Origin of the sequence: Rhizobium sp. RU36D (genome assembly GCF_900176345.1) — a bacterium.
In the GTDB taxonomy this organism is placed as follows: Bacteria; Pseudomonadota; Alphaproteobacteria; order Rhizobiales; family Rhizobiaceae; genus Allorhizobium.
The window spans coordinates 55,595-79,229 of record NZ_FWXU01000009.1 but is presented as its reverse complement, the minus strand read 5'-3'; the positions used below and the strand labels follow the sequence as shown (position 1 = coordinate 79,229).

The window sequence follows — 23,635 nt, the reverse complement described above, 5'->3', positions numbered from 1 at the left end:
CTTGCCCTTTCGGGCCTTTGGGCGTATGAGATCGGGTCTGTGGTGATTTGGCCGGCCGGCTTGCAGCCACGTTAAACAAATCGCTAAATGGGCCGAGGAACAGATCAAATGTCCTGGGACCGGTTGCGATTTTCGCGGCCGGTTTTTTGTTTTCCGCGAGCTGGTCGTGTCGCGGGGAAAGAGAGACGACGATGCCGATCAAGATACCCGATACCCTGCCTGCATTCGAAACCCTGGTTCACGAGGGCGTGCGGGTGATGACCGAGACGGCGGCTATCCGGCAGGATATCCGTCCGCTGCAGATCGGGCTCTTGAACCTCATGCCCAACAAGATCAAGACCGAGATCCAGATGGCGCGCCTGATCGGCGCCTCGCCGCTGCAGGTGGAATTCTCGCTGGTGCGGGTCGGCGCCCACAAGGCCAAGAACACCTCGGAAGAGCATCTGCTGGCCTATTACCAGACCTGGGAAGAGGTGAAGCACCGCAAGTTCGACGGTTTCATCATCACCGGTGCACCGGTCGAGACGCTGCCTTATGAGGACGTGACCTATTGGGACGAGATGCGGCAGATCTTCGATTGGACTGAGACCAATGTCCATTCGACGCTGAATGTCTGCTGGGGCGGCATGGCGGCGATCTATCACTTCCACAAGGTGCCGAAGCACGCGTTGAAGCAGAAGGCCTTCGGCGTCTATCGCCACCGCAACCTCAAGCCCTCCTCGGTCTACCTCAACGGCTTTTCGGATGATTTCCAGGTGCCGGTGTCGCGCTGGACGGAGGTGCGCCGCGCCGATATCGAGAAAGTACCAGACCTCGAAATCCTGATGGAATCCGACGAGATGGGCGTGTGCCTCGTGCATGAGAAGCGCGGCAACCGGCTCTATATGTTCAACCACGTGGAATATGATTCGACCTCGCTGGCGGACGAATACTTCCGGGATGTGAATGCCGGCATCCCGATCAAGATGCCGCATAATTATTTCCCGCATAACGACCCGGCACTGCAGCCGCAGAACCGCTGGCGCAGCCACGCCCATCTGTTCTTCGGCAACTGGATCAACGAGATCTACCAGACCACGCCCTATGACATCGCCGATATCGGCTTGCCGTCGCAGGGACGGGTTGAGGCGGCTTGAGGGCGCGGGTTCCGGGCTCGCCAAGCAGGGCTTTTCGGTTTGGCGAGTTGCATTTTGTGGCTGTGCCATTTACCACGCGTCATTCCGGCGAATGCCGGAATCCAGCGCGATCAAGTCTTTGATCGCAAAAGACTCTCTTCATCGCGCAGACGCGCGATGGCTGGATGCCGGATCAAGTCCCGCATGACGGCAAACGGGTTTGCCCGATGCAGACCGGTTTCTGGCCTGTTAAATCACCTTGCGATGCTCTGGCCGTTCGGGAAAGAATAGCACCATGTTCATCCCCTTCTTCATCAAGCTGCGCGAAGCCAAGATACCCGTGACGCTGCGTGAATTGCTGTCCTTGCTGGAGGGCATGAAGGCGGGGATTGCCGATTTTGACGTCGAGGCCTTCTATTTCCTGGCGCGTGCAGCCCTGGTGAAGGACGAGCGGCATATCGACCGGTTCGATCTCGTCTTCGGCGAGGTGTTTCGGGGCTTGTCCGCGCTCCAGCCCGAGGATGGCATGGGCACGGCCGAAATCCCGGAGGACTGGCTGCGCAAGCTCGCCGAGAAGCATTTGAGTGAGGACGACAAGAAGCTGATCGAGAGCCTTGGCGGTTTCGACAAGCTGATGGAGACGCTGCGGCAGCGGCTGGCCGAACAGAAAGGCCGGCACCAGGGCGGGTCGAAATGGATCGGCACGGCCGGCACCTCGCCCTTCGGTGCCTATGGCTACAATCCCGAGGGTGTGCGCATCGGCCAGGATGAGAGCCGGCACCGGCGGGCGGTGAAGGTCTGGGACCGGCGCGAGTTCAAGAATCTCGACGACAGCGTGGAGCTTGGCACCCGCAACATCAAGGTGGCGCTCCGGCGTCTGCGGCGCTACGTCCGCGAGGGTGCGGCCGAGGAATTCGACCTTGGCGGCACAATCCGTTCCACCGCCGAGCATGGCTATCTCGACGTGCAGACCCGGCCGGAGCGGCGCAATGCGGTGAAGCTCCTGATGTTCTTCGACATTGGCGGCTCGATGGACGATCACATCAGGGGTGTCGAGGAGCTGTTTTCCGCCGCCCGGGCCGAATTCAAGCACATGGACTACTTCTACTTCCACAACTGCCTCTATGAGCGGGTGTGGAAGGACAACAGGCGCCGACGCACCGATGTGATCGCTACCGACGAGTTGCTCAGGACCTACGGTCCGGATTATCGCGTGATCTTGGTCGGCGATGCCTCGATGAGCCCCTATGAGATCGTGCAGCCTGGCGGCTCGGTCGAGCACTGGAACGCGGAAGCCGGCGAAGCCTGGCTCAACAGGCTGACGGGTCACTTCCGCAAGACGCTCTGGCTCAATCCGCTGCCGCGCGACTATTGGGAACACACCATGTCGGTCGGCTTGATCCGCCGGCTGATGGGGGATCGGATGTTTCCCTTGACGCTTGGCGGCCTGGAAGACGCCGCCCGGATGCTGTCGCGCTGATCCTGCCCGCAGGATTCCGGACTGGGACCATTGGCAGGCCACGTGACCTGTGGGATGAAGGCGCAACCGGAAAAGAAGCGCTGCATGGGAGGATACACGATGACCAAGCCTGAGATCGAAAGCTTTGGCCAGACACCTGAGGGCGAGGCCGTTCAGCGGGTGACGATCAGCGGTGGCGGGCTTACCGCCAAGGTCATCACCTGGGGCGCCGTCATTCAGGATCTGCGGCTGGAAGGCCATCAGCCGCCGCTGGTGCTAGGCTTCGACACACTGGAAGATTATCTCAAATACTCGCCGTTCTTTGGCGCCACGCCGGGGCGCTGCGCCAACCGCATCGCGGCAGGGCGGTTTACGATCGACGGCCGGGACTACCAACTGGAGCTGAACGAGCGCGGCGTCACCCATTTGCACGGTGGCAGCGACGGGCTGGCGCGCCAGGTCTGGACCATTGCCGATCTCAAGGCTGACAGCGTGACGCTGAAGACGGTCGATCCGGATGGCCGGGCGGGCTATCCCGGCAATGTCTCGGTGACGGCGACCTACAGCCTGCTGCCGGGCGGCGTGCTCTCGGTGGTGTACGAATCCACGACCGACGCACCGACGCCGGTCAATGTCTGCCAGCACTCCTATTTCAACCTGGATGGCGCGGCCGACGCGCTGGGCCATGACATGATGCTGGCGGCCGACCACTATCTGCCGGTCGATGACCTGTTGATACCCACGGGGGAAATCCGTCCCGTGGCCGGCACGGCCTTCGATTTCCGGGTGATGGCGCCGATGAAGCGGTTCGAAGCCGGTCGCCAGGTGGCCTATGACCATAATTTCTGCTTCTCCGGCGAGCGCATGGCCAAGCGCTCCGTGGGCCTGGTGCGCAGCCAGCAATCCGGCGTGGTGCTGGAACTGCGCACCACCGAACCCGGCGTGCAGGTCTATACCGGCGCCAAGCTGACCGTGCCGGTGCCGGGGCTTGACGGACGACGCTACGGCGCCTTTGCCGGCTTCTGCCTGGAAACCCAGGTCTGGCCCGATGCGATCAACCAGTCGGGCTTCCCCGAGGCGGTGCTGCGGCCGGGCGAGACGATGCGGCAGGAAACCGACTATGTGTTTTCCAAGAGCTGAGACACGAGGTCGCAGCGGCAGGGCGGGGACTTCAAACGCGCACTCAGCCGCGGTCCGCACCCCGACCTGTTTTCAGGGGAAATTCTGTTTCGCTGCCGGCTATTTTCAGGATTGTTTATCCTTGCTATAGCCGGGCGGACACAATAACTGACAAAGTCCGAACGCAAACTCCGCAAAGCAGCCGCTGCGGCCTGTCGCCATTGAAGAATGGGGGCCGTAGAGGGATGGGCTCCCTAGCCGCCTCAGGTCCTTTGCGAAGAAAGCATGATCTCTGGAGTGCCGCATGACCTATGTCGTGACCGACAACTGCATCCGCTGCAAGTATACCGACTGTGTCGAGGTTTGTCCCGTCGACTGTTTCTACGAGGGCGAGAACTTTCTCGTCATCCATCCCGATGAATGCATCGATTGCGGCGTCTGCGAACCGGAATGCCCGGCGGAGGCGATCAAGCCCGATACCGAGCCGGGCCTTGACAGCTGGCTGAAGATCAACACCGAATATTCGAAGATCTGGCCCAATATCACGGTCAAGCGCGACGCCATGCCGGAAGCCGCCGAGATGGACGGTGTGGAAGGCAAGTTCGAGAAATTCTTCTCGCCCAATCCCGGCACCGGCGACTGATCGGCGGTTAGGCCCCGCCCGGACGAATCAGGACAGGTCAAGCTTGCGCCAGGCTGCCTTCCGTTAAGGAAGGTAGAGCAGCTGCGCAGTAAAATATTGATTTCCACCTATTTTTGTGATAGCGTCCGGAAACTGTTCCACATCGTGGCATTTGCGTGCCCTAAACCATCACGAAAGCAAACAATCCACCCTCCGAGATCGGTGACATAGGCGACATCAGTGTTTGTGTCGCCGTCGCAACGGCGGGTTTTGTTTGCGCGTTACCGTGCGGACCAGCTTTGAGTGACCTGACGGTTTTCCCCCGTCTCATCCGGGCCTGATCGACCCGGCGCCGGCGGCAGCCGGAAACAAACAGGGAGTTTGTAGAACGTATGACGACCCAGCAGCAGCAGAAGAAATCCAATACACGCCAGGGCTTCAAGACCGGTGAGGCAATCGTCTACCCGGCACATGGCGTGGGTACCATTAGTGCAATCGAAGAGCAAGAAGTGGCCGGCATGAAGCTGGAGCTTTTCGTCATCGATTTCGAAAAGGACAAGATGCGGCTCAAGGTTCCGGTGACCAAGGCCGTCGCGATCGGCATGCGCAAGCTGTCGGAAACCGATTTCGTCGAGCGCGCCCTGAAGGTCGTGCAGGGCAAGGCCCGCGTGAAGCGCACCATGTGGTCGCGCCGCGCCCAGGAATACGATGCCAAGATCAATTCGGGCGACCTGATCTCGATCGCCGAAGTGGTCCGCGATCTCTACCGCGCCGAGAACCAGCCGGAACAGTCTTATTCCGAGCGCCAACTCTATGAAGCAGCGCTCGACCGCATGGCCCGCGAAATCGCCGCCGTAAACAAGATGTCGGAAACCGAAGCTGTTCGCCTGGTCGAGGTCAATCTCGCGAAGGGCCCGAAGCGCGGCAAGACTATCGACGAAGACGACACCCAGGAAGAAGCCGCATAAGCTGCGGTGTGGTTGTTTGGAATGGAAAAAAGCTCCGGTGCAGGCCGGAGCTTTTTTTGTTTAGAGGGTCAGGTCGATGAAGGCATCGACTGCGCTTCCAGAAAGAGACGAATTTTCGGATCGCCACTGGAGAAGCTGGTGAATGCCAGGTGTTCCTGGTTTTCTTCGCGTCCGTCGATAAAGCCCACGACATCGGCCCGTATCTGGCGGCCCGCATCCATCAGTGCCGCAAGTGGCGTGTTGACCGCGCGTGGAATGTAGCCAAGTTTCACAGACGCCCGATAGACCGCAATGGCATTGCGATCATGCGGATTGTCGGCCTCGCGCCGCAGCTCAAGTCGATCTCCTGAAATGAGGTCTGACATCGTAGCGGCCAGCCCGTGATAGTGTCCGCCTGCAATGGCAAAATCCAGAAGCGTCAACGCATCAGCTGACGCGGGCGCTGTGGGTCTGCCGACCAAACCGCCGGCGAAGCCGGCTAGAACCGCGGCATTGAAAGTTCTGCGCGTGAGATTCGACTGCATGGGAGCCACGAACAATTTGGCGTTGTGGATTAGAATTCGTTCGTGTTGAGAAAAACTGGAGCGGGTGAGGCGATTCGAACGCCCGACCCCAACCTTGGCAAGGTTGTGCTCTACCCCTGAGCTACACCCGCTCATATCCGCGATCCGGGGGTAGTCGGTGGATCGTGGGTCGTCCGCTTGCGGCGACGGGGGCTATATGGCCCAAACCATTTTCAAATGCAACAGCGAAATGACGGTTGATTGGAGAAATTTTCAAATTTGCCGCTGAAAATCGGATAAATAACTGACACTAAAAGATAATCCTGTGTCCATGCGCCGCCTTTCGTCGTCGGCGTGGAAGAAGCCGGCAGCGTGGGTGTGAGGGAGGCCGGGCGCAGCCGCGTGATTGCGCGCCTCAGGCATGGCTGCGCGTTGCCAAGAGGGGCGGGCCGCACTATCACGGCAGCCAGTTCGATGCCGTCCATTTCTGGCCTTGGCTGTTGCGTTTCATGCGTTTGACCCAAGTGCCCGTCCAAAGACCCGAGAGAGATATGACCGACCAGTCGCCCAAGACCCCTGAAGCGTTGTTCCACTTCCTGGACTCCCTGTCCATCAAGCACCAGACCAAGACGCATCCGCCCGTGTTCACGGTGGCGGAAGCTGTGGCGCTGCGCGACGAGATTCCCGGCGGGCATACCAAGAACCTGTTTGTGAAGGACAAGAAGGACCAGTTCTTCCTGCTGACGGTCGAGGAACATGCCGTGGTCGACCTGAAGACGGTGCACACCATCATCGGTGCGGCCAGCAAGGTCTCCTTCGGCAAGCCGGAGAAGCTGATGGAATATCTCGGCGTCGCGCCCGGTTCGGTCACAGCGCTCGGCGCCATCAACGATACCGGTCACAACGTGACCTTCGTGCTGGATGCCGATCTGATGCGGGAGGAGATCATCAACTGCCATCCGCTTACCAACGAGGCGACCACGTCGCTTGCGTCAGCCGACCTCATCCGCTTTCTTGAGGCGACCGGCCACACGCCGCTTGTCTTGAAAGTCACGGCCTGACATACGATCTAAACGACACGTAAAAGGCGGGCCGAAGATCCGCAGGACCCAATCGGCGGGAGACATGACATGAGCGACAGCAGCAATCCCTATGGCGGTTTCAGCGGCCAGATGCGGGGTCAGGCCCAGTTCGGCGGCGCGCCGGCGGCGGGTGCCACGGCGGCGCCAGGCGGCAATCATGTGAAGGACACGACGACGGCAGGCTTTGCCAAGGACGTGCTGGAAGAATCCCGCCGCCAGCCGGTTCTCGTGGATTTCTGGGCGCCCTGGTGCGGCCCGTGCAAGCAGCTGACCCCCGTTCTGGAAAAAGTCGTCAACCAGGCTGGCGGCCAGGTGAAGCTGGTCAAGCTCAACATCGATGACCATCCGGCCATTCCGGGCCAGCTCGGTATTCAGTCGATCCCGGCGATTGTCGCCTTCGTCGACGGACGTCCGGTCGATGGCTTCATGGGCGCGCTGCCGGAAAGCCAAGTGCGCCAGTTCATCGAGAAGCTCGCAGGTCCGGCCGCCGGCGATCCGGCGACCGAGATCGCCGCGGTGCTGACGGAGGCTGAGCAGTTGCTCGCCGCCGGCGATATCGACGGCGCGGGCCAGCTTTATGCTGCTGTCATGCAGGCGGATCCTGAAAATGCCAAGGCTGTTGCCGGCATTGCCGAATGCATGATCGTGGCAAACCAGCACGAGCGCGCCCGGCAGCTGCTCAATGATATCCCCGAGGAGATGGCCAAGGACGGCGGCATCCAGGCGGTGCTGAAGAAGCTGGAGCAGATCGAGGAGGCTCGCAAACTGGGCGACCCCGTGGCACTGGAGCACCGGCTGGCGCTTGAGCCCGACGATCACGAAGCGCGCATGAATCTCGCCAAGATCCGCAATGTCGAGGGCAAGCGCGAGGAAGCGGCGGAACACCTGCTGCTGATCATGAAGCGCGACCGGACCTTCGATGACGACGGCGCGCGCCGCCAGTTGTTGCAGTTCTTCGAGGTCTGGGGACCGAAGGACCCGGCCACATCAATGGCCCGACGCAAGCTCTCGTCGCTGCTGTTTTCCTGAGGCATTCTGTCTCCGATTCCTGCCGTTGCCGCGGGTGGGACTTGAGAATTATCGCCGGGATACCAATTTAGTATCCGGCGACATTTTTCGCCGAAACCCTCCAGAAGGAGCGGACATGCACGTCGGAAATGCCAGATATCTGCGGGCGGGCGATGTCCCGGTGACCTTGCCCCTCTTTCCCCTCAGCGGAGCGCTGCTGCTGCCGGGCGGGCAGCTGCCGCTGAACATCTTCGAGCCACGCTACCTGGCGATGATCGATCATGCGCTGGCGGGCAACAGGCTGATCGGCATGGTGCAGCCATCCCTGGTAGAGACGGATCACAATGCGCTCCACAGCGACCACGTGCCGGTCTGCCAGGTGGGCTGCATCGGTCGCATCACCTCCTATACCGAGACCGGGGACGGCCGCTATATCCTGTCGCTCGGCGGCGTCTGCCGCTTCCGCGTGATGGAGGAAATCGCGGCCAATGGCCGGCCGTTCCGCACCTTCCGCATTGCGCCCTTCATTGCAGACCTGTCTGCCGAAGAGGAGGAAGAGCAGGTCGACCGGCATGGCCTGCTGCAGGCATTCCGTGCCTATCTCGAGGCCAACAAGCTGGAGGCGGACTGGGATAGCGTGGAGCGCGCGCGCAACATGACGCTGGTGAATTCGCTGGCCATGATGTCGCCGTTCGGGCCTGCGGAAAAGCAGGCGCTGCTGGAAGCGCCTGATCTGAAGACCCGGGCCGAAACCCTGATCGCCATCACCGAGATCGTGCTTGCGCGCAATTTCGGCGAAGCGGACACCATGCTGCAATAGCCATGGACGACAAGATCAGCCGCGTCGATCCCAAATTGCTCGAGCTTCTGGTCTGCCCGCTGACCAAGGGCCGCCTGGTCTATGACCGCGAGCTCAACGAACTCGTCTCCGACAAGGCCAAGCTGGCCTATCCCATCCGCGACGGCATTCCGATCATGCTGGTGTCGGAAGGGCGCAAGATTGTCGATTGAGCGTGGTGCTCGCTTGGCGATGACAGGTGGGGCAGTGATGGATGAAACGATCCTGGTGCGCCCAGCCACAGCCGCCGACCTGCCCGCCATGTGCCACATCCTCAACGACATCATCGACCGGGGCGGCATGACCGCGATCGAGGCGCGGTTGAGCGAGGCGGATATGGACCTCTGGTTTGTCTCCGGCGACGATGTCTTGCTGAGCCATGTGGCCGTGGAAAGAGCGAGCGGCGCGGTGCTCGGCTTTCAGGCGGTGAGCCGCCATCCCGATCTGCCGGTGGGCTGGGGCGATATCGCGACTTTCACCCGTCTTGAGCCGTATGTCCCGGGAGTGGGTCGCCGGCTCTTCGCCGTCACGGCAGAACGGGCCCGGCAAGCAGGCCTGAGCAGCATCAATGCCGCCATCCGCGCCGACAATACTAGCGGGCTCACCTATTACGCGCGGATGGGTTTTGTTGCCTATCGAACGCTTCACGCAGTTCCGCTGCGCGACGGCACGCCCGTCGATCGCATTCTCAAGCGATACGATGTTTCCTGAAATTCTAAAGCGGCTAGGCCTCAGATCGCCTGGCCGGTCAGTAGCCGCGGATTGTGGCGGGCGGCGGTGCCGGCGGCTTCTCCAATGAAATAGGATTTCAGCCGCGGAATTCTGTCCACCACGCCAAGGCCGAAATCGCGGGCGATGCGCAACGGGCCAATATCATTGGAAAACAGCCGGTTCAGCACATCGGTTGTCACGCCCATCCGGAAAGTGTCGAAACGGCGCCAGACCTGGTAGCGGTCCAGCACATTGAGATCGCCGATATCGAGGCCGAGCCGGTCCGCCTCGACCACGGTTTCGGCGAGGGCCGCCACATCCTTGAAGCCGAGATTGAGGCCCTGGCCCGATATCGGGTGAATGCCATGGGCGGCATCGCCGGCCAGCGCCAGGCGCGGCGCGACAAAGGCGCGCGCCAGTGCGAGGCCGAGCGGGAAGGCGCGGCGGTCGCCGGTTGCGGTTAGCGTGCCGAGCTTATGGCCGAAGCGGCGCTCCAGTTCCGTTTCGAAGACCAGATCATCAGACTTCACCAGCCGCTCTGCGTCGGCGGTGCGCTCGGTCCAGACCAGCGAGGAGCGATTGCCCTTGAGCGGCAGGATGGCAAAGGGTCCGGCGGGCAGGAAATGCTCTTCCGCACAGCCGCCATGGGGCCGCTCATGCTCCACTGTCGTGACGATGCCGGACTGGCCGTAATCCCAGGTCACCGTCTTGATGCCGGCCATGTCGCGCAGCTTGGAGCGCACGCCATCGCAGGCAACCACCAAGCGCGCCTCTAGCACGGAACCATCCGACAGTGACAGGCTCGCGGCAGCTGGCCCGTTGTTGAGGCCGACGGCCCTCACGCCGTGGCGGATCGTGATCCCGGCCTCTGCCGCCGCCCGGCGCAGCGCGCGCACCATCGCGACATTGGGCACCATATGGGCAAAGGGCTTTCCTTCCTCGACGGCGCCGTCAAAGGTCAGGAAAACAGGCCGGACCGGGTCGCCGGCCTTGGAATCGGTGACGATCATGCGGGTGATGGGTTCGGCTTCCGGGGCGATTTCGTCCCAGACGCCGAAGACCTCAAGCATCTTGATGGCTGCGGCGATGATGGCGGAGGCGCGCGGGTCCTTCTGCCAAACATCTTCGGGGGCGGCCTCGATGACCTGCACCTGGAGATGCGGCGCCGCCTGCTTGACCGCAAGCGCTGCAGCAAGGCCGACATATCCGCCACCCACCACAAGCATATCTAACATGGCTCGCACTCCCCTGCCCGCGTGTCGTTCCGGGCTCTTGTGTCGCTTCAGGGTCCTATATAGATCAGGCGGTCACGACTTCCTATAACCGGGGGCATCCTTAATGTCGCAGCCCAGCCACAGCGCCGCCATGGACCAGCTTATTCGCACGCTGGATCTCGAGAAAATCGAGGAAAACCTGTTTCGCGGCATGAGCCCGGATGTCGGCTGGCAGCGGGTGTTCGGCGGCCAGGTGATCGCCCAGGCGCTGATGGCGGCGCAGCGCTGCGTGCCATCTGACCGCTTCGTGCATTCGCTGCATGCCTATTTCCTGAGGCCCGGAGATCCACAGGTGCCGATCCTCTACGAAGTGGAACGGATCCGCGATGGGGCGAGCTTCACCACGCGGCGCGTGATGGCGATCCAGCACGGCAGGCCGATCTTTTCGATGTCCGCCTCCTTCCAGGTGGAAGAACCGGGCTATGACCACCAACTCGCTATGCCCGATGTCAAAGGCCCGGAAAGCCTGATCGGCGAGAAGGAATTCAAGGAAGCCTTCCTGGCCTCGGCGCCGGCGGCTATCCGCAAATACTGGGGCAGCGAGCGGCCGATCGAGATCCGGCCCGTTTCGCTGGTGCATTACGTCTCCAAGGAAAAGCTCGACCCGCAGGCCGATATCTGGGTGAGAACGACGGGGGCCGTTCCGGACGACCGGCATTTCCAGGCCGCGGTGCTGGCCTATCTCTCCGACATGACGCTGCTCGATACTTCGCTCTATGCCCATGGCCGGTCGATTTTCGACACCGACATCCAGGCCGCGAGCATCGACCATGCCATGTGGTTCCACCGTCCGTGCAAGCTGGACGAATGGCTGCTCTATACCCAGGACAGCCCGAGCGCTTCGGGTGCACGAGGCATGACGCGAGGCAGCCTTTACACCCGTTCGGGTCTCCTGGTGGCCTCGGTGGCCCAGGAAGGTCTGATTCGGAAAAAGGCAAATGATTAAATAATGCTCAAACGGCCAAATTTGCCCATTATTTAGCCGCACAGTCGCCGTTCAATTGCCTCTTTATTGGCGCGATACAATATAGCCTTTAGATTTCAATAACTTATTTTGCCACTTCGAATCTGGCACACCGTTTGAATGTCTATGTCCAGTCGCTGTTCAATCCAGCGGCAAGGAGAGTCGGCTCCGTGCCGAGGACAAACAAAGGATGGGATACCAGATGAAGATTGTGATGGCCATTATCAAGCCGTTCAAGCTCGATGAGGTCCGCGAAGCCCTAACCGCTGTCGGCATTCAGGGCCTGACGGTGACCGAGGTAAAAGGCTACGGGCGCCAGAAGGGACACACCGAAATCTATCGCGGCACCGAATATGCCGTCAGCTTCCTGCCGAAACTGAAGATCGAGATCGCCGTCTCGTCGGAACTGGCCGACAAGGCCGTCGAGGCCATCGCGACCGCCGCCAAGACCGGCCAGATCGGCGACGGCAAGATCTTCGTCTACGCGATCGACCAGGCCGTGCGCATCCGTACCGGCGAAACCAATTCCGAAGCTCTGTAAGAACGGCTGACAAGGGAGTTTTTCACGATGTCATTTACTAAAGTCTCGTCCTCCTTCGGGCGCTTGGGTGCTGCTGCGGCCGCCCTGCTGGCCCCGGCGATCGCCTTTGCGCAGGACGCCGCCGCCCCTGCGGCTGCCGCCGCTGCGCCGGCGATGACCGTCGACAAGGGCGACACAACTTGGATGCTGGTCTCGTCTGCGCTGGTCCTGCTGATGACGGTTCCGGGCCTGGCCTTGTTCTATGGCGGTCTCGTCCGCGCCAAGAACATGCTCTCCGTGCTCATGCAGGTCATGATGGTCGCTGCCGTTGCCATGCTGGTCTGGGTCACCTATGGCTATTCGCTGGCCTTCACCGATGGCGGCGCGCTGAACAGCTTCGTCGGCGGATTCTCCAAGATGTTCCTCGCCGGCGTCGATACGACGACCGTGGCGGAAAGCTTCTCCAAGGGCGTCGCCATTCCGGAACTCGCCTTCGTCGTGTTCCAGATGACCTTCGCCGCCATCACGCCCGGCCTGATCGTCGGTGCCTTTGCCGAGCGCATCAAGTTCTCGGCCGTGATCGTCTTCACAATCCTGTGGTTGACCTTCATCTACTTCCCGATGGCGCATATGGTCTGGTTCTGGGGCGGCCCGAGCGCCTTTGACGGCCCGACTGGCCTGATCTTCTCCTTCGGCGCGATCGACTTCGCCGGCGGCACCGTCGTCCATATCAATGCCGGTATCGCCGGTCTGGTTGGTGCCATCATGGTTGGCAAGCGCGTCGGTTATGGCAAGGACATGATGGCTCCGCATTCGATGACGCTCACCATGGTCGGCGCCTCGCTGCTGTGGGTTGGCTGGTTCGGCTTCAACGCCGGTTCCAACCTGGAATCGAACGCCTATGCCGCTCTCGCGATGATCAACACCTTCGTTGCCACCGCCGCCGCGATCGTTTCCTGGGCGATCGTGGAAACCTTTGCCCGCGGCAAGGCTTCCATGCTGGGTGCCGCTTCGGGCGCCGTTGCCGGCCTCGTCGTGATCACCCCGGCTGCCGGCTTTGCCGGCCCGATGGGCGCCATCGTCATGGGCCTGATCGCCTCTCCGGTCTGCTACTTCTTCGTCTCCACGATCAAGAACAAGTTCGGTTATGACGACACGGCTGACGTCTTCGGCGTACACTGCATCGGCGGTATCGTCGGCGCGATCCTGACCGGCGTCTTCGTCAACCCTGCTCTCGGCGGTGCCGGCATCGTCGACTACTCGACCGCCGATTTCGCAGCCGGCTATGCCGGTACGGCAACCCAGGTCTGGGCACAGCTGAAGGGCGTCATCGTCACGGTTCTGTGGTCGGGTATCGGTTCGGCGATCATCTTCAAGATCACCGACGTGATCGTCGGCCTGCGCGTGCCTGTCGAAGCCGAGCGCGAAGGTCTCGACCTCGCCTCCCACGGCGAAGCCGCCTACCACTCCTAATAAGAAATGCCGCCGCGCCGGATCCACCCCGGCGCGGCCGAACATCCCGTCGCGGTTTTCACAAGAAGCCGCTTTTGCCCGGACCCTGGTGTCCGGGCTTTTTTTGTTCAGTTTCAAGACGGATTGCGCTCTCCACCACCAGCGGGGTGTCGATGGTTAAAGGACCATTAACCGCCGCCCGCTAAAGTCCATCTGATGGCGTCAGGGCATGAACAGTCCCCGGCGAGCCTCCGGCAGATTTCGAATCATTCGCGAGAAGCAGGCACAGACATGAGCAAGGGCACAACGGCGGCGCTGGGCGGGACCACCAACCGGGCGATTTCGGCATTCGTGATGCGCCAGATCCTGGCATTGTGCGGATTCGGACTGTTCCTCTGCCTGCTTCTGGCCGTCGCCGCGATGGCCACCTGGAACGTGGCGGATCCCAGCTTTTCCTATGCCAACAACAATGAGCCGACCAATATCCTGGGGCAGGGCGGGGCGATCTTCGCCGACCTGATGATGCAGTTCTTGGGCCTGGCAAGCGTCGTGGCGCTGCTGCCGGTGTTGGCCTGGTCGATGGCGCTGATCACCGGTCGGCGGATCGACCGCATTCCCGCGCGGCTCGGCACCTGGATCGTCGGCGCGCTGCTGTCTGCCGCCGTTGTCGGCTGCTTTCCCCCGCCCGCCACCTGGCCGATCCCCAACGGCATTGGCGGCGTGCTGGGCGACATGATCCTGCGCTTTCCCGGGCTCTTCATCGGCGCCTATCCCACCGGTACGGCCGCGACCGTGATCGGCGCGATCTTCTTCCTGCCGGCGCTGTGGATGATGCTGTTTGCCGCCGGTATCGTCGGCATTGACGACGACTACGATCCCGACGAAGTCGAGCCGCCGGTGACCAAGACCAAGGCCAAGACCGTGCGCCAGGTCCGCCAGGACGACGAGGAGGAGACTGGCTCCAGCATGCTGTGGCTCGGTGCCCTTGCGCACCACTGGTACACGATCCGTGCGCGCCTGCGCCGCATCATGGGCGTGAAGCCGCAGGAGCGCGCCCGTGCCTTCGAGCAACCCTATGATTTCAACGATGACGAGTTCGGCAGCCTGAACGAGCCGGTGCGGCCGAAGGCAGGACTTCACACGGAACCTGTGGTGTCTGCCCGGACGGGCACAGAGCGCGGCCGTCCGCTGGTGTCGGCGCCGCCGATGGCGCGCGGGCTGGACGACGATCCACCCTTTGACATGGACGACATGCCGCGCCGGCCGGCCGATATCCTTGTTGATGAGGATGACGATGATGACTGGGCGCAGGTGGCGCCACCGGCCCGGACCGCGCCGGCCATGGGACGCGTGGCCGCGCCGCCTTCGCGCCCGAAACCCGGCGCGCGGCTGGAGCGGGACGGGCAGGCCTCCTTCATGCGTCCCGATGGGTTCCAGCTGCCCTCGGTCCATCTCCTGGCCGAGCCGAAGAGCATTGCCCGCGATGCGACGCTCTCCTCCGACGCCCTGGAGCAGAATGCCCGCATGCTGGAAGGCGTGCTGGAAGATTTCGGCGTCAAGGGCGAGATCATCCAGGTCCGGCCCGGTCCCGTGGTCACGCTCTATGAATTGGAGCCGGCGCCCGGCATCAAGTCGTCGCGCGTGATCGGCTTGGCGGACGACATCGCCCGCTCGATGAGCGCGATTGCCGCCCGTGTGGCGGTGGTGCCGGGCCGCAACGCGATCGGCATCGAACTGCCCAACCATCTTCGCGAAACCGTGTATCTGCGCGAGCTGATCGCCAGCCGCGACTTCGACGGCTCCAAGGCCAAGCTCGCCATGGCGCTGGGCAAGACCATCGGCGGCGAGCCTGTGATCGCGGATCTCGCCAAGATGCCGCATCTCTTGGTAGCCGGTACGACCGGATCGGGCAAGTCGGTGGCCATCAACACCATGATCCTGTCGCTGCTCTACCGGCTGCCGCCGGAGAAATGCCGGCTGATCATGATCGACCCGAAAATGCTGGAACTTTCCGTCTATGACGGCATTCCCCATCTCCTGTCACCTGTCGTGACCGATCCGAAGAAGGCCGTGGTGGCGCTGAAATGGACCGTGCGCGAAATGGAGGAACGCTACAAGAAGATGTCGAAGATCGGCGTGCGCAACATCGATGGCTTCAACAGCCGCGTGGAGCAGGCGCTCGAAAAGGGCGAGGTGCTGACGCGCACCGTGCAGACCGGCTTCGACCGCCAGACCGGCGAGGCAATCTACGAGACGGAAGAATTCGACCTGCAGCCCATGCCCTATATCGTTGTGATCATCGACGAGATGGCCGACCTGATGATGGTGGCCGGCAAGGATATCGAAGGCGCCGTGCAGCGCCTGGCGCAGATGGCGCGTGCGGCGGGCATTCACGTGATCATGGCGACGCAGCGTCCCTCCGTTGATGTCATCACCGGCACGATCAAGGCGAACTTCCCGACGCGCATTTCCTTCCAGGTGACGTCGAAGATCGACAGCCGAACGATCCTGGGCGAGCAGGGCGCCGAGCAGCTGCTGGGCCAGGGCGACATGCTGTACATGGCCGGCGGCGGCCGCATCCAGCGCGTCCACGGGCCATTCGTTTCCGATATCGAAGTCGAGGAGATCGTCGCTTACCTAAAGACGCAAGGATCGCCGCAATATCTCGATGCGATCACTGCCGATGACGACGAGGACGAGGGCGGCTCCCCTGGAACGCTCAACCTGGCGGAATCCGACGACCCCTATGACCAGGCTGTCGCCGTGGTGCTGAAGGACGGCAAGGCCTCGACCTCCTATATCCAGCGCCGCCTCGGCATCGGCTATAACCGCGCGGCCTCGCTGATCGAGCGGATGGAGAAGGAAGGCCTGATCGGCCCCGCCAACCACGCCGGAAAGCGGGAGATCCTGGTGCCGACGGAGGCCGATATCATCGAGCGATGAGCAAAAGACATCAGCCAAGTGGCTGCCGAACGCGTGAACCGGCGCTGTCATGATGGTGCCGTGTTTTAACGGCAGTGAATGCAGGAATGAAGGAGAATCGCATGAGTGAGAAGAGAACCGGGGGCCTGCCCGGCCAGATCGAAACCGGACTTGTTTCGCGCCGCAGCTTCGTCCTCGGTGCGGGGGCGGCGGCTCTGGCCGCGATGGTGCCGGGCGGCGACCTCTGGGCGGCTGCACCTTCGGAATCGGCGCAGAAGATTGCCGATCACTTCTCTTCGGTGAAGACGATGATGGGCGAATTCGTCCAGTTCGGCCCGCGCGGTGAGCAGACCGGCGGTAAGTTCTTCATCTCGCGACCCGGCCGACTGCGCTTCAACTACGAGGCCCCGTCTCCGTTGCGTGTCATCTCGGATGGCCGCAACCTGGTCATCGGCAATTACAAGCTGAAGACCTGGGATCTCTATCCGCTGTCGAAGACGCCGCTCAGCCTGTTGCTCTCCGACAAGATCGATCTTGGCCGGGAAATGGTGCGCGGTGTGCAGGAGGAGCAGGACCTCACCACCATCATCCTGGGCGACAAGACCATCTTCGGCGAATCGACCATCACGTTGATGTTCGATCCGAAGAATTTCGAGCTGCGGCAATGGACCATCACCGATCCCCAGGCCAAGGATACGACGGTCATGATCTTCAACGTTCAGACCGGCGTCAATCTCGACGACAAGGTGTTCGAGATCCCCTATTCCGACGTGCACAGCACCGGCACCAATCGATAAGCGATTTTTGCTTTTGTGATATCGACGAGAAGGCGGTCCAAAAGGGCCGCCTTTTGTGTTTCTCACCACAGGATAGCGATCGGTGTGACGGGCCTGCGGCGTTTGCGCGCATCTCTTGTGCGGTCGCCAAGCCGCTGCTACTCCTTGTCGTGAATGGGGATTCACGATGCCTGACGGCAAGATCAAGACATGGGGTGTCTTGGTGCGTACGCTTTGCGTGATCGCACTGTTCGCCGTTGGCTTTGCCCATCGTGTTCCCACAGCCGCATCCGTGCTGTCTCCGGCGGAAATCGCGGAGCTCACCCTGCCGGACGGCACTCTGCCCGAACTCTGCCTGCCCGACGCCGACCACGACGACAAGGGTCATACCGTCGTCAAGGACTGCGAAGCCTGCCGGATTACCTCTGTCGCGCTTCTGCCGCAGCCCGCGGACGTCGCGGGCATCGTGATCAGAGCCTCGGCTGCTGTCGCTCTGCCGCGGTCCTTCGAGGCCTTCCAGCGCCAGCTTTTCCCACCCAATGCGGCGCCCCGCGCGCCACCTGCCCCTGCCTATGTCTGAGCCCGGCTCCGCGAGATCGTTTCTCGCGTCCGGATTGATGTAGACAGGCCGGCGGAGGCGCAACTGCGCGAAACCGGCCGAATAGCCGGATTTCGTCATGCTACAATCGGTTTCCGCCACGGCCTTGCCGTTGGCTGCCTTTCCTGCCCCGTCGGTGCCGGTGGTGCCGCGCCATCGCAGCGGCCCGCAGGAATTTCATCCGCCACGCTCCACCCTGTTCCTCCAGGGCTATGCCCGTGACCGGCAATATCGGCTGGTCGAGGGATGCGTCGCGCTCTCCCAGCTGCTTCCGGACGGGCGCCGTCAGGTCATGGATATTCTCGGCCCCGGCCGCATGATCGGGGTATGGACGAGCGATACCAGCCGCTGCACCGCAGAGACGCTCGCCTATGCCTTGATCGAGCCGGTGGACGGGCTATCCGCCGGGGAAAACGAGGCGGCGCTACGGGACATGGTGGCCCGCGCGCAGGCGCTCGCGATGCTGCTTGGCCGCAAGACGGCCATGGAGCGCGTCGCCACGGCCATCCTCGATCTCGCAGCCCAGTTCGTGCGACCGACCCGGAACCGCCGGCGCGGCACTGTCTGCTTCCACCTGCACCCCACGCGCGGCGATCTCGCCGACTGGCTTGGGCTGACCGTCGAGACGGTGAGCCGGTGCTTCACCCGGATGAAGCGGGCGGGATTGATCGACTTCCAGCAACCCGAAATCGTCACGCTGCTGAAGCCCGACGCGATAGCCCATATCGCCGCCGGCGGCACCGTGACGGACACCCTTTAAAAACCCGTTGAACCTTGAGGAGAGACCGATGTCCGTCCTGGCCGAAAGCCCGCCGACCCGACCATCCGCCGCCCTGTCGCGGCGCTTCTACACCACCGCATGGCGCTGGCACTTCTATGCCGGTCTCTATGTGGCGCCGTTCCTGATCATGCTGGCGGTCACCGGCTTGCTGATGCTGTGGTCTTCGGTGCTGGTCGGCCGCGACGGCGAGAAGATTTATTCGGTGACGCCCGCAACGCAGACGGTCAGCATGGCCGATCAGGTGGCGGCCGCGGGGGCTGCGGTCCCCGGCGGCGAGGTGGTGCAATATATCGCGCCGCGCACAGCCGACGGCTCGGCGCTGTTCCGGGTCAATGCAGGCGATGCCTCCACCATGGTGGCGGTGGATCCGTATTCGGGCGCGGTGCTCGGCCAGTGGGATAGGCGCGACGCGCTCTACGATCTCGCCAGCAATATCCACGGCACGCTGCTGATCGGCGATCTGGGCGATCGCCTGATCGAAGTGGCTGCCGGTTTCGGCGTGGTGCTGATCGTCACAGGCCTCTATCTCTGGTGGCCGCGGGATGGCGGCGGTTTTTCCGCTGTTCTGGTGCCGCAGATGGCCGCGCGCGGACGGCAGCTGTGGAAATCGCTGCACATGACCATCGGTTTCTATGCCTCGGCGATCCTTCTCGTGTTCCTGCTGTCGGGCCTGAGCTGGGCGGGCATCTGGGGCGACAAGTTCACCCAGGCCTGGAGCACTTTTCCCGCCGCCAAATGGGACAATGTGCCGTTGTCGGACGCGACCCATGCAAGCATGAACCATGGCGGCATCAAGGATGTGCCCTGGGCTCTGGAACAGACGCCAATGCCAGCCTCCGGCTCCCATGCCGGCCATGGCGGCATCGGTGAGGGGCAAGCCGTGGATGCCGACAGCGTGGTGGCCTTTGCCCGGTCGATCGGCTTCGAAAACCGGTTCCAGCTTGCATTTCCGAGCGGCGACAGCGGGGTCTGGACCATATCGCGCGATACGATGAGCAATGACAGCGGCAATCCGATGTCGGACCGCACCGTGCATATCGATCGCTATACCGGCAGGATACTCGCCGATGTCGGCTTCGGCGACTATGGCGCGGCCGGCAAGGCCATGGCGGTCGGGATCGCCTTCCACGAGGGAGACATGGGCGCCTGGAATGTGGCCTTGCTCACGGTCTTCTGTCTGTCGATCATCTTTCTCTCGGTCAGCGGCATCGTGATGTGGTGGAAACGTCGGCCGAAGGCTGGGGCAGCCCGGCTGTTTGCGCCTGTCATCAGCGAGCCAGGCCCGCTGTGGAAGACCGGCGCGATCGTGATGCTGGCGGTTTCGCTGCTGTTTCCGTTGAGCGGGGCCGCGCTGATTGCGGTGCTGCTGCTTGACCTCCTGGTCATTCGCCATGTGACGCCGCTTCGGCGGGCGTTGGGTTGAGATTTCAAAGGCGGCGCCTGTGTGGGCGCTGCCATTCCACGAGAGGATATCCCGATGAAGACCATGATAAAGGCCGGTATGGCCCTGCTGATCCTGACAGCGCCCGCCTATGCCACCGACCATTCCAACCACAACGCCCATGCCGCCCATGGCGCCGCAGCTGGTCATGCCGCGCCGGCGCCCACCGGTGACGCCGTGACCGACATATCCGCCAAGCTCAAGGCGATGTTCGAGACCGAGGGGCATCCGCTTGCCGTCAATCCCGTCGTGGTATCAGGCGATTGGGCGATTGCCGGCTGGGCGCAGGACGGCAAAGGCGGCCGCGCCCTGCTGAAGAAAAAGGGCGAGGGCTGGAGCATTCACCTCTGCAGCGGCGACAGTCTTAAGGAGGCCTCGGCCTTGAAGCAGATCGGCTTGCCTGCTGCCGATGCCGAAGGGCTTGCGGCAAAGCTGGCCGAGGCGGAAAAGCCGCTCGATCCGAGCCTGCTGGCCCTGTTTGCCAGCTTTGAGGGTACCGTGATGGTGGAAGCGGGCGATGACGGGCATGCCGCCGGGCACCAGCATCAACACAAACCCTGAATGACCAGGGCGGCGCGGGAGACGGACCTTGCCGCCCGCATTTGCCTTTTATGGGCGGCTTACTCCACTGCCTCCCCCACAGTATCGGCCATATAGGCGCCGCGGGAGCCCATGGGCCGCGGCGTGCCCGTGGTGGTATCGAGTTCCGTTTGGTGCTCAAGCTCGGCGTTCAATTCGGCGCCGACGATGAAGATGATGGCGGAGATCCAGAGCCAGACCATGAAGCCCGCGAGGGCCCCCAAGGCGCCATAGGTGGCGCTGTAATTGCCGAAATGCTGAAGGTAGAAGGAAAAGCCGAGCGATGCGAGGAACCAGGCGCCGGTGCTGAGCATAGCGCCCCAGGTGAGCCAGCGCAGCTTGGCCGGCTCGCGGCTGGGGCCGAATCGATACAGACAGCTGGCCGCCATGCCGACAAGCAGCAGCACCAAGGGCCAACGCAGGACGAGCACAAGGCTTTCCGTCCAGGTGTCCAGCCAGAAGAAGGACATGACGACTGGCACAAGGGTCATGGCTGTGAGGGTGACGATCAGCACGGTGAGAATGCCGAGCGTGAAGGCAAGTGCCAACAGGTTCAGCATGACCAGGCCGCGTTTTTCCTGTTCATTATAGGCGACATTCATCGCATCGAACAATGCCATGACGCCGTTATGGGAGCCCCAAAGCGCGATGCCGAGGCCGGTGACGAAACCGATGCTGAGCGACGACGTGTTCTGCTTCGTCAGGGCCTCCAACTGGGTATAGATGAGTTCAAAGGCGCCGGGCGGAAGCAGGCCGCCGATGGCACGCAAATGGGTGCCGATGACAAGCGGATCGGCAAAGAAGCCATAGAGCGAGACCAGTGCTCCGAGGATCGGAAACAGGGCGAGCAGCATGTAGAAGCTGACGCCCGCGGCGATCAGCGATACCCGGTCGCGGCTGGTGGCGGCGATGACGCGCCAGAAGACATCCTTGAGGCCCAAGGCCGGGATGTCGCCGGGCGTATCGGCATTTCTGCCGCGCGCGTCGCTGTCGCTGATCATGCCGGTGTTGGTCAAATCGTGGCCCTCCCTCGCCGCTAACGAGGACCTGCGCCGCTTGTTCCACTTCCCTCTTGAAACGTAGGCCGATTGCGTGCTCAATCCCAAGTCTTACCTGGAGTTCCTGACCATGATCCATCGCCGCACGATCCTCGCCGGGCTAGCCGCCCTTAGCCTTTCTCCCGTCCTGGCCAGCGCCGCCAGCCTGCCGGACCTCGGCGGCAAGACCGTTGTCGTCGTCACGGAAAACGCCTATCCGCCGCTGCAATTCGTCGATCCCAAGACCGGCCAGGCCGTCGGATGGGAATATGATGCGATGAACGAGATCGCGAAGCGGCTGAATTTCAAGGTCGAGTACCAGAACACCTCCTGGGACGCGATGATCCAGGCGGTATCGGACGGCCAATATGATCTCGGCATGACCGGCATCACCATCAAGGACGACCGCAAGGAAAAGGTGGATTTCTCCGATCCCTATATGCGTTCGCAGCAGCTAATGCTGGTGCGCGGCGACGAGAGCCGCTTTACCGACGCCAAGAGCTTTGCAGCACTGGAAAGCGGCCTGATCGCCGCCCAGCCGGGAACGAGCCCGTTCTACACCGCGGTCTATGAGATTCTCGACGGCAACGAGGCCAATCCGCGCATCAAGCTGTTCGAGACCTTCGGCGCGACCGTTCAGGCACTGAAGGCCGGCGATGTCGATTTGGTGCTGACCGACAGCACGGCGGGCAATGGCTATGTGGCGGCCTCGAACGGCACGCTCAAGATTGTCGGCGAGCCGCTCGGCACCGAGGATTTCGGCTTCATCTTCAAGAAGGGCTCGGATCTCGTGGGACCTGTGAATGCTGCGATTGCCGCGCTGAAGGCTGACGGCACGCTGGATGCGCTGAACAAGAAGTGGTTCCTCGACTACAAGATGGGCGAGTGACCGGCTTCAGTTCCGGGCGCGCGGGCTGATGGCGTTCCAGACGCTCCCAAAGGGCGGCGAGGGCGGCGACCGGCCCTGGTGGCTGGTCGCGCTCGTGGTGATCGGATTGGGCATCGCGATCGTCATCGCGGTCAACGATCTCTATTCCCAGGTTTTCACGATCGTCGCCCAAGGGCTGTTCACGACGATTTTCGTCACGCTTGTCGGCTTCGTGCTGGCCACGGCGCTGGGGCTTGGCATTGCGCTTCTGGGCATGTCCGACCATGTGGCCCTGCGCCAGACGGCGCGGTTCTATATCGAGGTCATCAGGGGCGTGCCGATCCTGGTGCTTCTGTTCTACATCGCGTTTGTCGGTGCGCCGGCGATCGTCGGGCTCTATAACCTCGTGATCTCGCCGCTGACGGCGGCGGGACTTGCCGAGCCGATGCTGGTGCGTGACTTTTCGCTGATGTGGCGGGCGATCATTGCCCTGATGATCGGCTATTCCGCCTTCATCGCCGAGATTTTCCGGGCCGGCATCCAATCGGTGGACAAGGGACAGATCGAGGCGGCAAAATCGCTCGGCCTCAACCGGTATCAGCGGTTCCGACTGGTCGTGCTGCCCCAGGCTGTCAGGGTGATCTTCCCGCCGCTGTCGAACGACTTCGTCGCCATGGTCAAGGACAGCTCGCTGGTCTCGGTGCTGGGCGTGGCTGATATCACGCAGATGGGCAAAGTCTATGCCTCGGGCTCATTCCGTTTCTTCGAGACCTATTCGATCGTGGCCTATGTCTACCTGATCCTGACGATCGGGCTTTCGCTCATGCTGCGGGCACTGGAAAAGCGCATGCGCCAGCACGGTAAAGCAGGCTGAAAAACCTCCGGCCTCCGTGAACCCTGGCAAACATCTGCGGATCTTGGACGCGGCCTATGCCAGGCCCGTGAAAGGGCCAAGTCCAGTGAATTCTGTCTTTCTCCCCGCCGATCATTCCAGCCTT

Annotated in this window: 25 protein-coding genes, 1 tRNA gene and 1 riboswitch; of the genes, 21 read left to right on the top strand and 5 right to left on the bottom strand. The window is 62.3% G+C overall.

The annotated features are described in order from the left end of the window. Positions 1 to 29: 29 nt before the first annotated feature. A riboswitch (SAM riboswitch) is annotated at positions 30 to 108 on the top strand. A gap of 83 nt (positions 109 to 191) precedes the next feature. From metA to B9A97_RS13410, 5 genes are all read left to right on the top strand, one after another. Beyond that, complete coding sequence (gene metA, locus B9A97_RS13430) at positions 192 to 1,136, top strand: homoserine O-acetyltransferase MetA (RefSeq protein ID WP_084365854.1); 945 nt, start codon at positions 192 to 194, stop codon at positions 1,134 to 1,136. Positions 1,137 to 1,410: 274 nt separating this feature from the next. Beyond that, entirely contained in the window at positions 1,411 to 2,595 is a 1,185-nt protein-coding gene (locus B9A97_RS13425; RefSeq protein WP_084365853.1) for a vWA domain-containing protein, read from the top strand. A gap of 99 nt (positions 2,596 to 2,694) precedes the next feature. Continuing rightward, positions 2,695 to 3,714, top strand: coding sequence for an aldose epimerase family protein (locus B9A97_RS13420; protein ID WP_084365852.1), 1,020 nt, complete (start codon positions 2,695 to 2,697; stop codon positions 3,712 to 3,714). Between the two features lie 283 nt (positions 3,715 to 3,997). Continuing rightward, entirely contained in the window at positions 3,998 to 4,336 is a 339-nt protein-coding gene (fdxA, locus tag B9A97_RS13415; protein ID WP_084365851.1) for a ferredoxin FdxA, read from the top strand. A gap of 371 nt (positions 4,337 to 4,707) precedes the next feature. Next, a complete protein-coding gene (locus B9A97_RS13410; RefSeq protein ID WP_084365850.1) occupies positions 4,708 to 5,283 on the top strand; it encodes a CarD family transcriptional regulator in 576 nt (191 codons plus the stop codon). Between the two features lie 68 nt (positions 5,284 to 5,351). Here the strand turns inward: B9A97_RS13410 and B9A97_RS13405 are convergent, their stop codons facing one another. From B9A97_RS13405 to B9A97_RS29385, 3 genes are all read right to left on the bottom strand, one after another. Then, the gene (locus B9A97_RS13405) at positions 5,352 to 5,807 is read right to left on the bottom strand and encodes an HIRAN domain-containing protein (protein WP_084365849.1); all 456 of its coding nucleotides are present in this window, start codon (positions 5,805 to 5,807) and stop codon (positions 5,352 to 5,354) included. Between the two features lie 56 nt (positions 5,808 to 5,863). Next, positions 5,864 to 5,938: transfer RNA gene (locus tag B9A97_RS13400), tRNA-Gly, on the bottom strand. Positions 5,939 to 6,019: 81 nt separating this feature from the next. Continuing rightward, a complete protein-coding gene (locus B9A97_RS29385; protein WP_143530448.1) occupies positions 6,020 to 6,271 on the bottom strand; it encodes a hypothetical protein in 252 nt (83 codons plus the stop codon). A 66-nt stretch (positions 6,272 to 6,337) separates the two neighbouring features. Between B9A97_RS29385 and B9A97_RS13395 the strand changes: the two genes are divergently transcribed. The 5 genes from B9A97_RS13395 (at position 6,338) to B9A97_RS13375 (ending at position 9,425) form a co-directional block, all read left to right on the top strand. Continuing rightward, positions 6,338 to 6,847: a prolyl-tRNA synthetase associated domain-containing protein gene (locus tag B9A97_RS13395; protein WP_084365848.1), complete on the top strand. Its 510-nt coding sequence runs from the start codon at positions 6,338 to 6,340 to the stop codon at positions 6,845 to 6,847. A 69-nt stretch (positions 6,848 to 6,916) separates the two neighbouring features. Then, positions 6,917 to 7,897, top strand: coding sequence for a thioredoxin (trxA, locus tag B9A97_RS13390; protein WP_084365847.1), 981 nt, complete (start codon positions 6,917 to 6,919; stop codon positions 7,895 to 7,897). 115 nt (positions 7,898 to 8,012) lie between these two features. After that, positions 8,013 to 8,696, top strand: a complete 684-nt coding sequence (locus tag B9A97_RS13385; RefSeq protein WP_084365846.1) for an LON peptidase substrate-binding domain-containing protein — start codon at positions 8,013 to 8,015, stop codon at positions 8,694 to 8,696. A 2-nt stretch (positions 8,697 to 8,698) separates the two neighbouring features. Further along, positions 8,699 to 8,887 (top strand): Trm112 family protein, encoded by a 189-nt coding sequence (locus B9A97_RS13380; protein WP_084365845.1) that lies wholly within the window; start codon positions 8,699 to 8,701, stop codon positions 8,885 to 8,887. 37 nt (positions 8,888 to 8,924) lie between these two features. Next, entirely contained in the window at positions 8,925 to 9,425 is a 501-nt protein-coding gene (locus tag B9A97_RS13375; RefSeq protein WP_348532395.1) for a GNAT family N-acetyltransferase, read from the top strand. Positions 9,426 to 9,445: 20 nt separating this feature from the next. Here the strand turns inward: B9A97_RS13375 and B9A97_RS13370 are convergent, their stop codons facing one another. Beyond that, a complete protein-coding gene (locus tag B9A97_RS13370; protein ID WP_084365844.1) occupies positions 9,446 to 10,660 on the bottom strand; it encodes a ubiquinone biosynthesis hydroxylase in 1,215 nt (404 codons plus the stop codon). A gap of 103 nt (positions 10,661 to 10,763) precedes the next feature. Here B9A97_RS13370 and tesB point away from each other — a divergent pair, with 103 nt between their 5' ends. From tesB to B9A97_RS13325, 9 genes are all read left to right on the top strand, one after another. Further along, a complete protein-coding gene (gene tesB, locus B9A97_RS13365) occupies positions 10,764 to 11,645 on the top strand; it encodes an acyl-CoA thioesterase II (protein WP_084365843.1) in 882 nt (293 codons plus the stop codon). A gap of 220 nt (positions 11,646 to 11,865) precedes the next feature. Next, the gene (locus B9A97_RS13360) at positions 11,866 to 12,204 is read left to right on the top strand and encodes a P-II family nitrogen regulator (RefSeq protein WP_143530447.1); all 339 of its coding nucleotides are present in this window, start codon (positions 11,866 to 11,868) and stop codon (positions 12,202 to 12,204) included. Positions 12,205 to 12,231: 27 nt separating this feature from the next. Continuing rightward, complete coding sequence (locus tag B9A97_RS13355) at positions 12,232 to 13,656, top strand: ammonium transporter (protein WP_084365841.1); 1,425 nt, start codon at positions 12,232 to 12,234, stop codon at positions 13,654 to 13,656. Between the two features lie 270 nt (positions 13,657 to 13,926). Continuing rightward, on the top strand, positions 13,927 to 16,578 hold the full coding sequence (locus B9A97_RS13350; protein WP_084365840.1) for an FtsK/SpoIIIE family DNA translocase: 2,652 nt from the start codon (positions 13,927 to 13,929) through the stop codon (positions 16,576 to 16,578). 86 nt (positions 16,579 to 16,664) lie between these two features. Beyond that, positions 16,665 to 17,354 carry an outer membrane lipoprotein carrier protein LolA gene (locus B9A97_RS13345; RefSeq protein ID WP_084365839.1) on the top strand — a complete coding sequence of 230 codons (690 nt, stop codon included), beginning with the start codon at positions 16,665 to 16,667 and terminating at the stop codon, positions 17,352 to 17,354. A gap of 166 nt (positions 17,355 to 17,520) precedes the next feature. Then, positions 17,521 to 17,913 (top strand): hypothetical protein, encoded by a 393-nt coding sequence (locus B9A97_RS13340; protein WP_084365838.1) that lies wholly within the window; start codon positions 17,521 to 17,523, stop codon positions 17,911 to 17,913. 97 nt (positions 17,914 to 18,010) lie between these two features. Then, positions 18,011 to 18,691, top strand: a complete 681-nt coding sequence (locus B9A97_RS13335) for a helix-turn-helix domain-containing protein (protein WP_084365837.1) — start codon at positions 18,011 to 18,013, stop codon at positions 18,689 to 18,691. Between the two features lie 28 nt (positions 18,692 to 18,719). Continuing rightward, positions 18,720 to 20,135, top strand: a complete 1,416-nt coding sequence (locus B9A97_RS13330; RefSeq protein WP_084365836.1) for a PepSY-associated TM helix domain-containing protein — start codon at positions 18,720 to 18,722, stop codon at positions 20,133 to 20,135. A gap of 54 nt (positions 20,136 to 20,189) precedes the next feature. Further along, on the top strand, positions 20,190 to 20,714 hold the full coding sequence (locus tag B9A97_RS13325) for a copper uptake system-associated protein (protein ID WP_084365835.1): 525 nt from the start codon (positions 20,190 to 20,192) through the stop codon (positions 20,712 to 20,714). Positions 20,715 to 20,773: 59 nt separating this feature from the next. Here the strand turns inward: B9A97_RS13325 and B9A97_RS13320 are convergent, their stop codons facing one another. After that, positions 20,774 to 21,733 (bottom strand): YihY/virulence factor BrkB family protein, encoded by a 960-nt coding sequence (locus B9A97_RS13320; protein ID WP_084365952.1) that lies wholly within the window; start codon positions 21,731 to 21,733, stop codon positions 20,774 to 20,776. A gap of 127 nt (positions 21,734 to 21,860) precedes the next feature. Here B9A97_RS13320 and B9A97_RS13315 point away from each other — a divergent pair, with 127 nt between their 5' ends. Next, positions 21,861 to 22,658: a basic amino acid ABC transporter substrate-binding protein gene (locus B9A97_RS13315; RefSeq protein ID WP_084365951.1), complete on the top strand. Its 798-nt coding sequence runs from the start codon at positions 21,861 to 21,863 to the stop codon at positions 22,656 to 22,658. A gap of 28 nt (positions 22,659 to 22,686) precedes the next feature. Next, on the top strand, positions 22,687 to 23,511 hold the full coding sequence (locus B9A97_RS13310; RefSeq protein WP_084365834.1) for an amino acid ABC transporter permease: 825 nt from the start codon (positions 22,687 to 22,689) through the stop codon (positions 23,509 to 23,511). Positions 23,512 to 23,635: the final 124 nt, after the last annotated feature.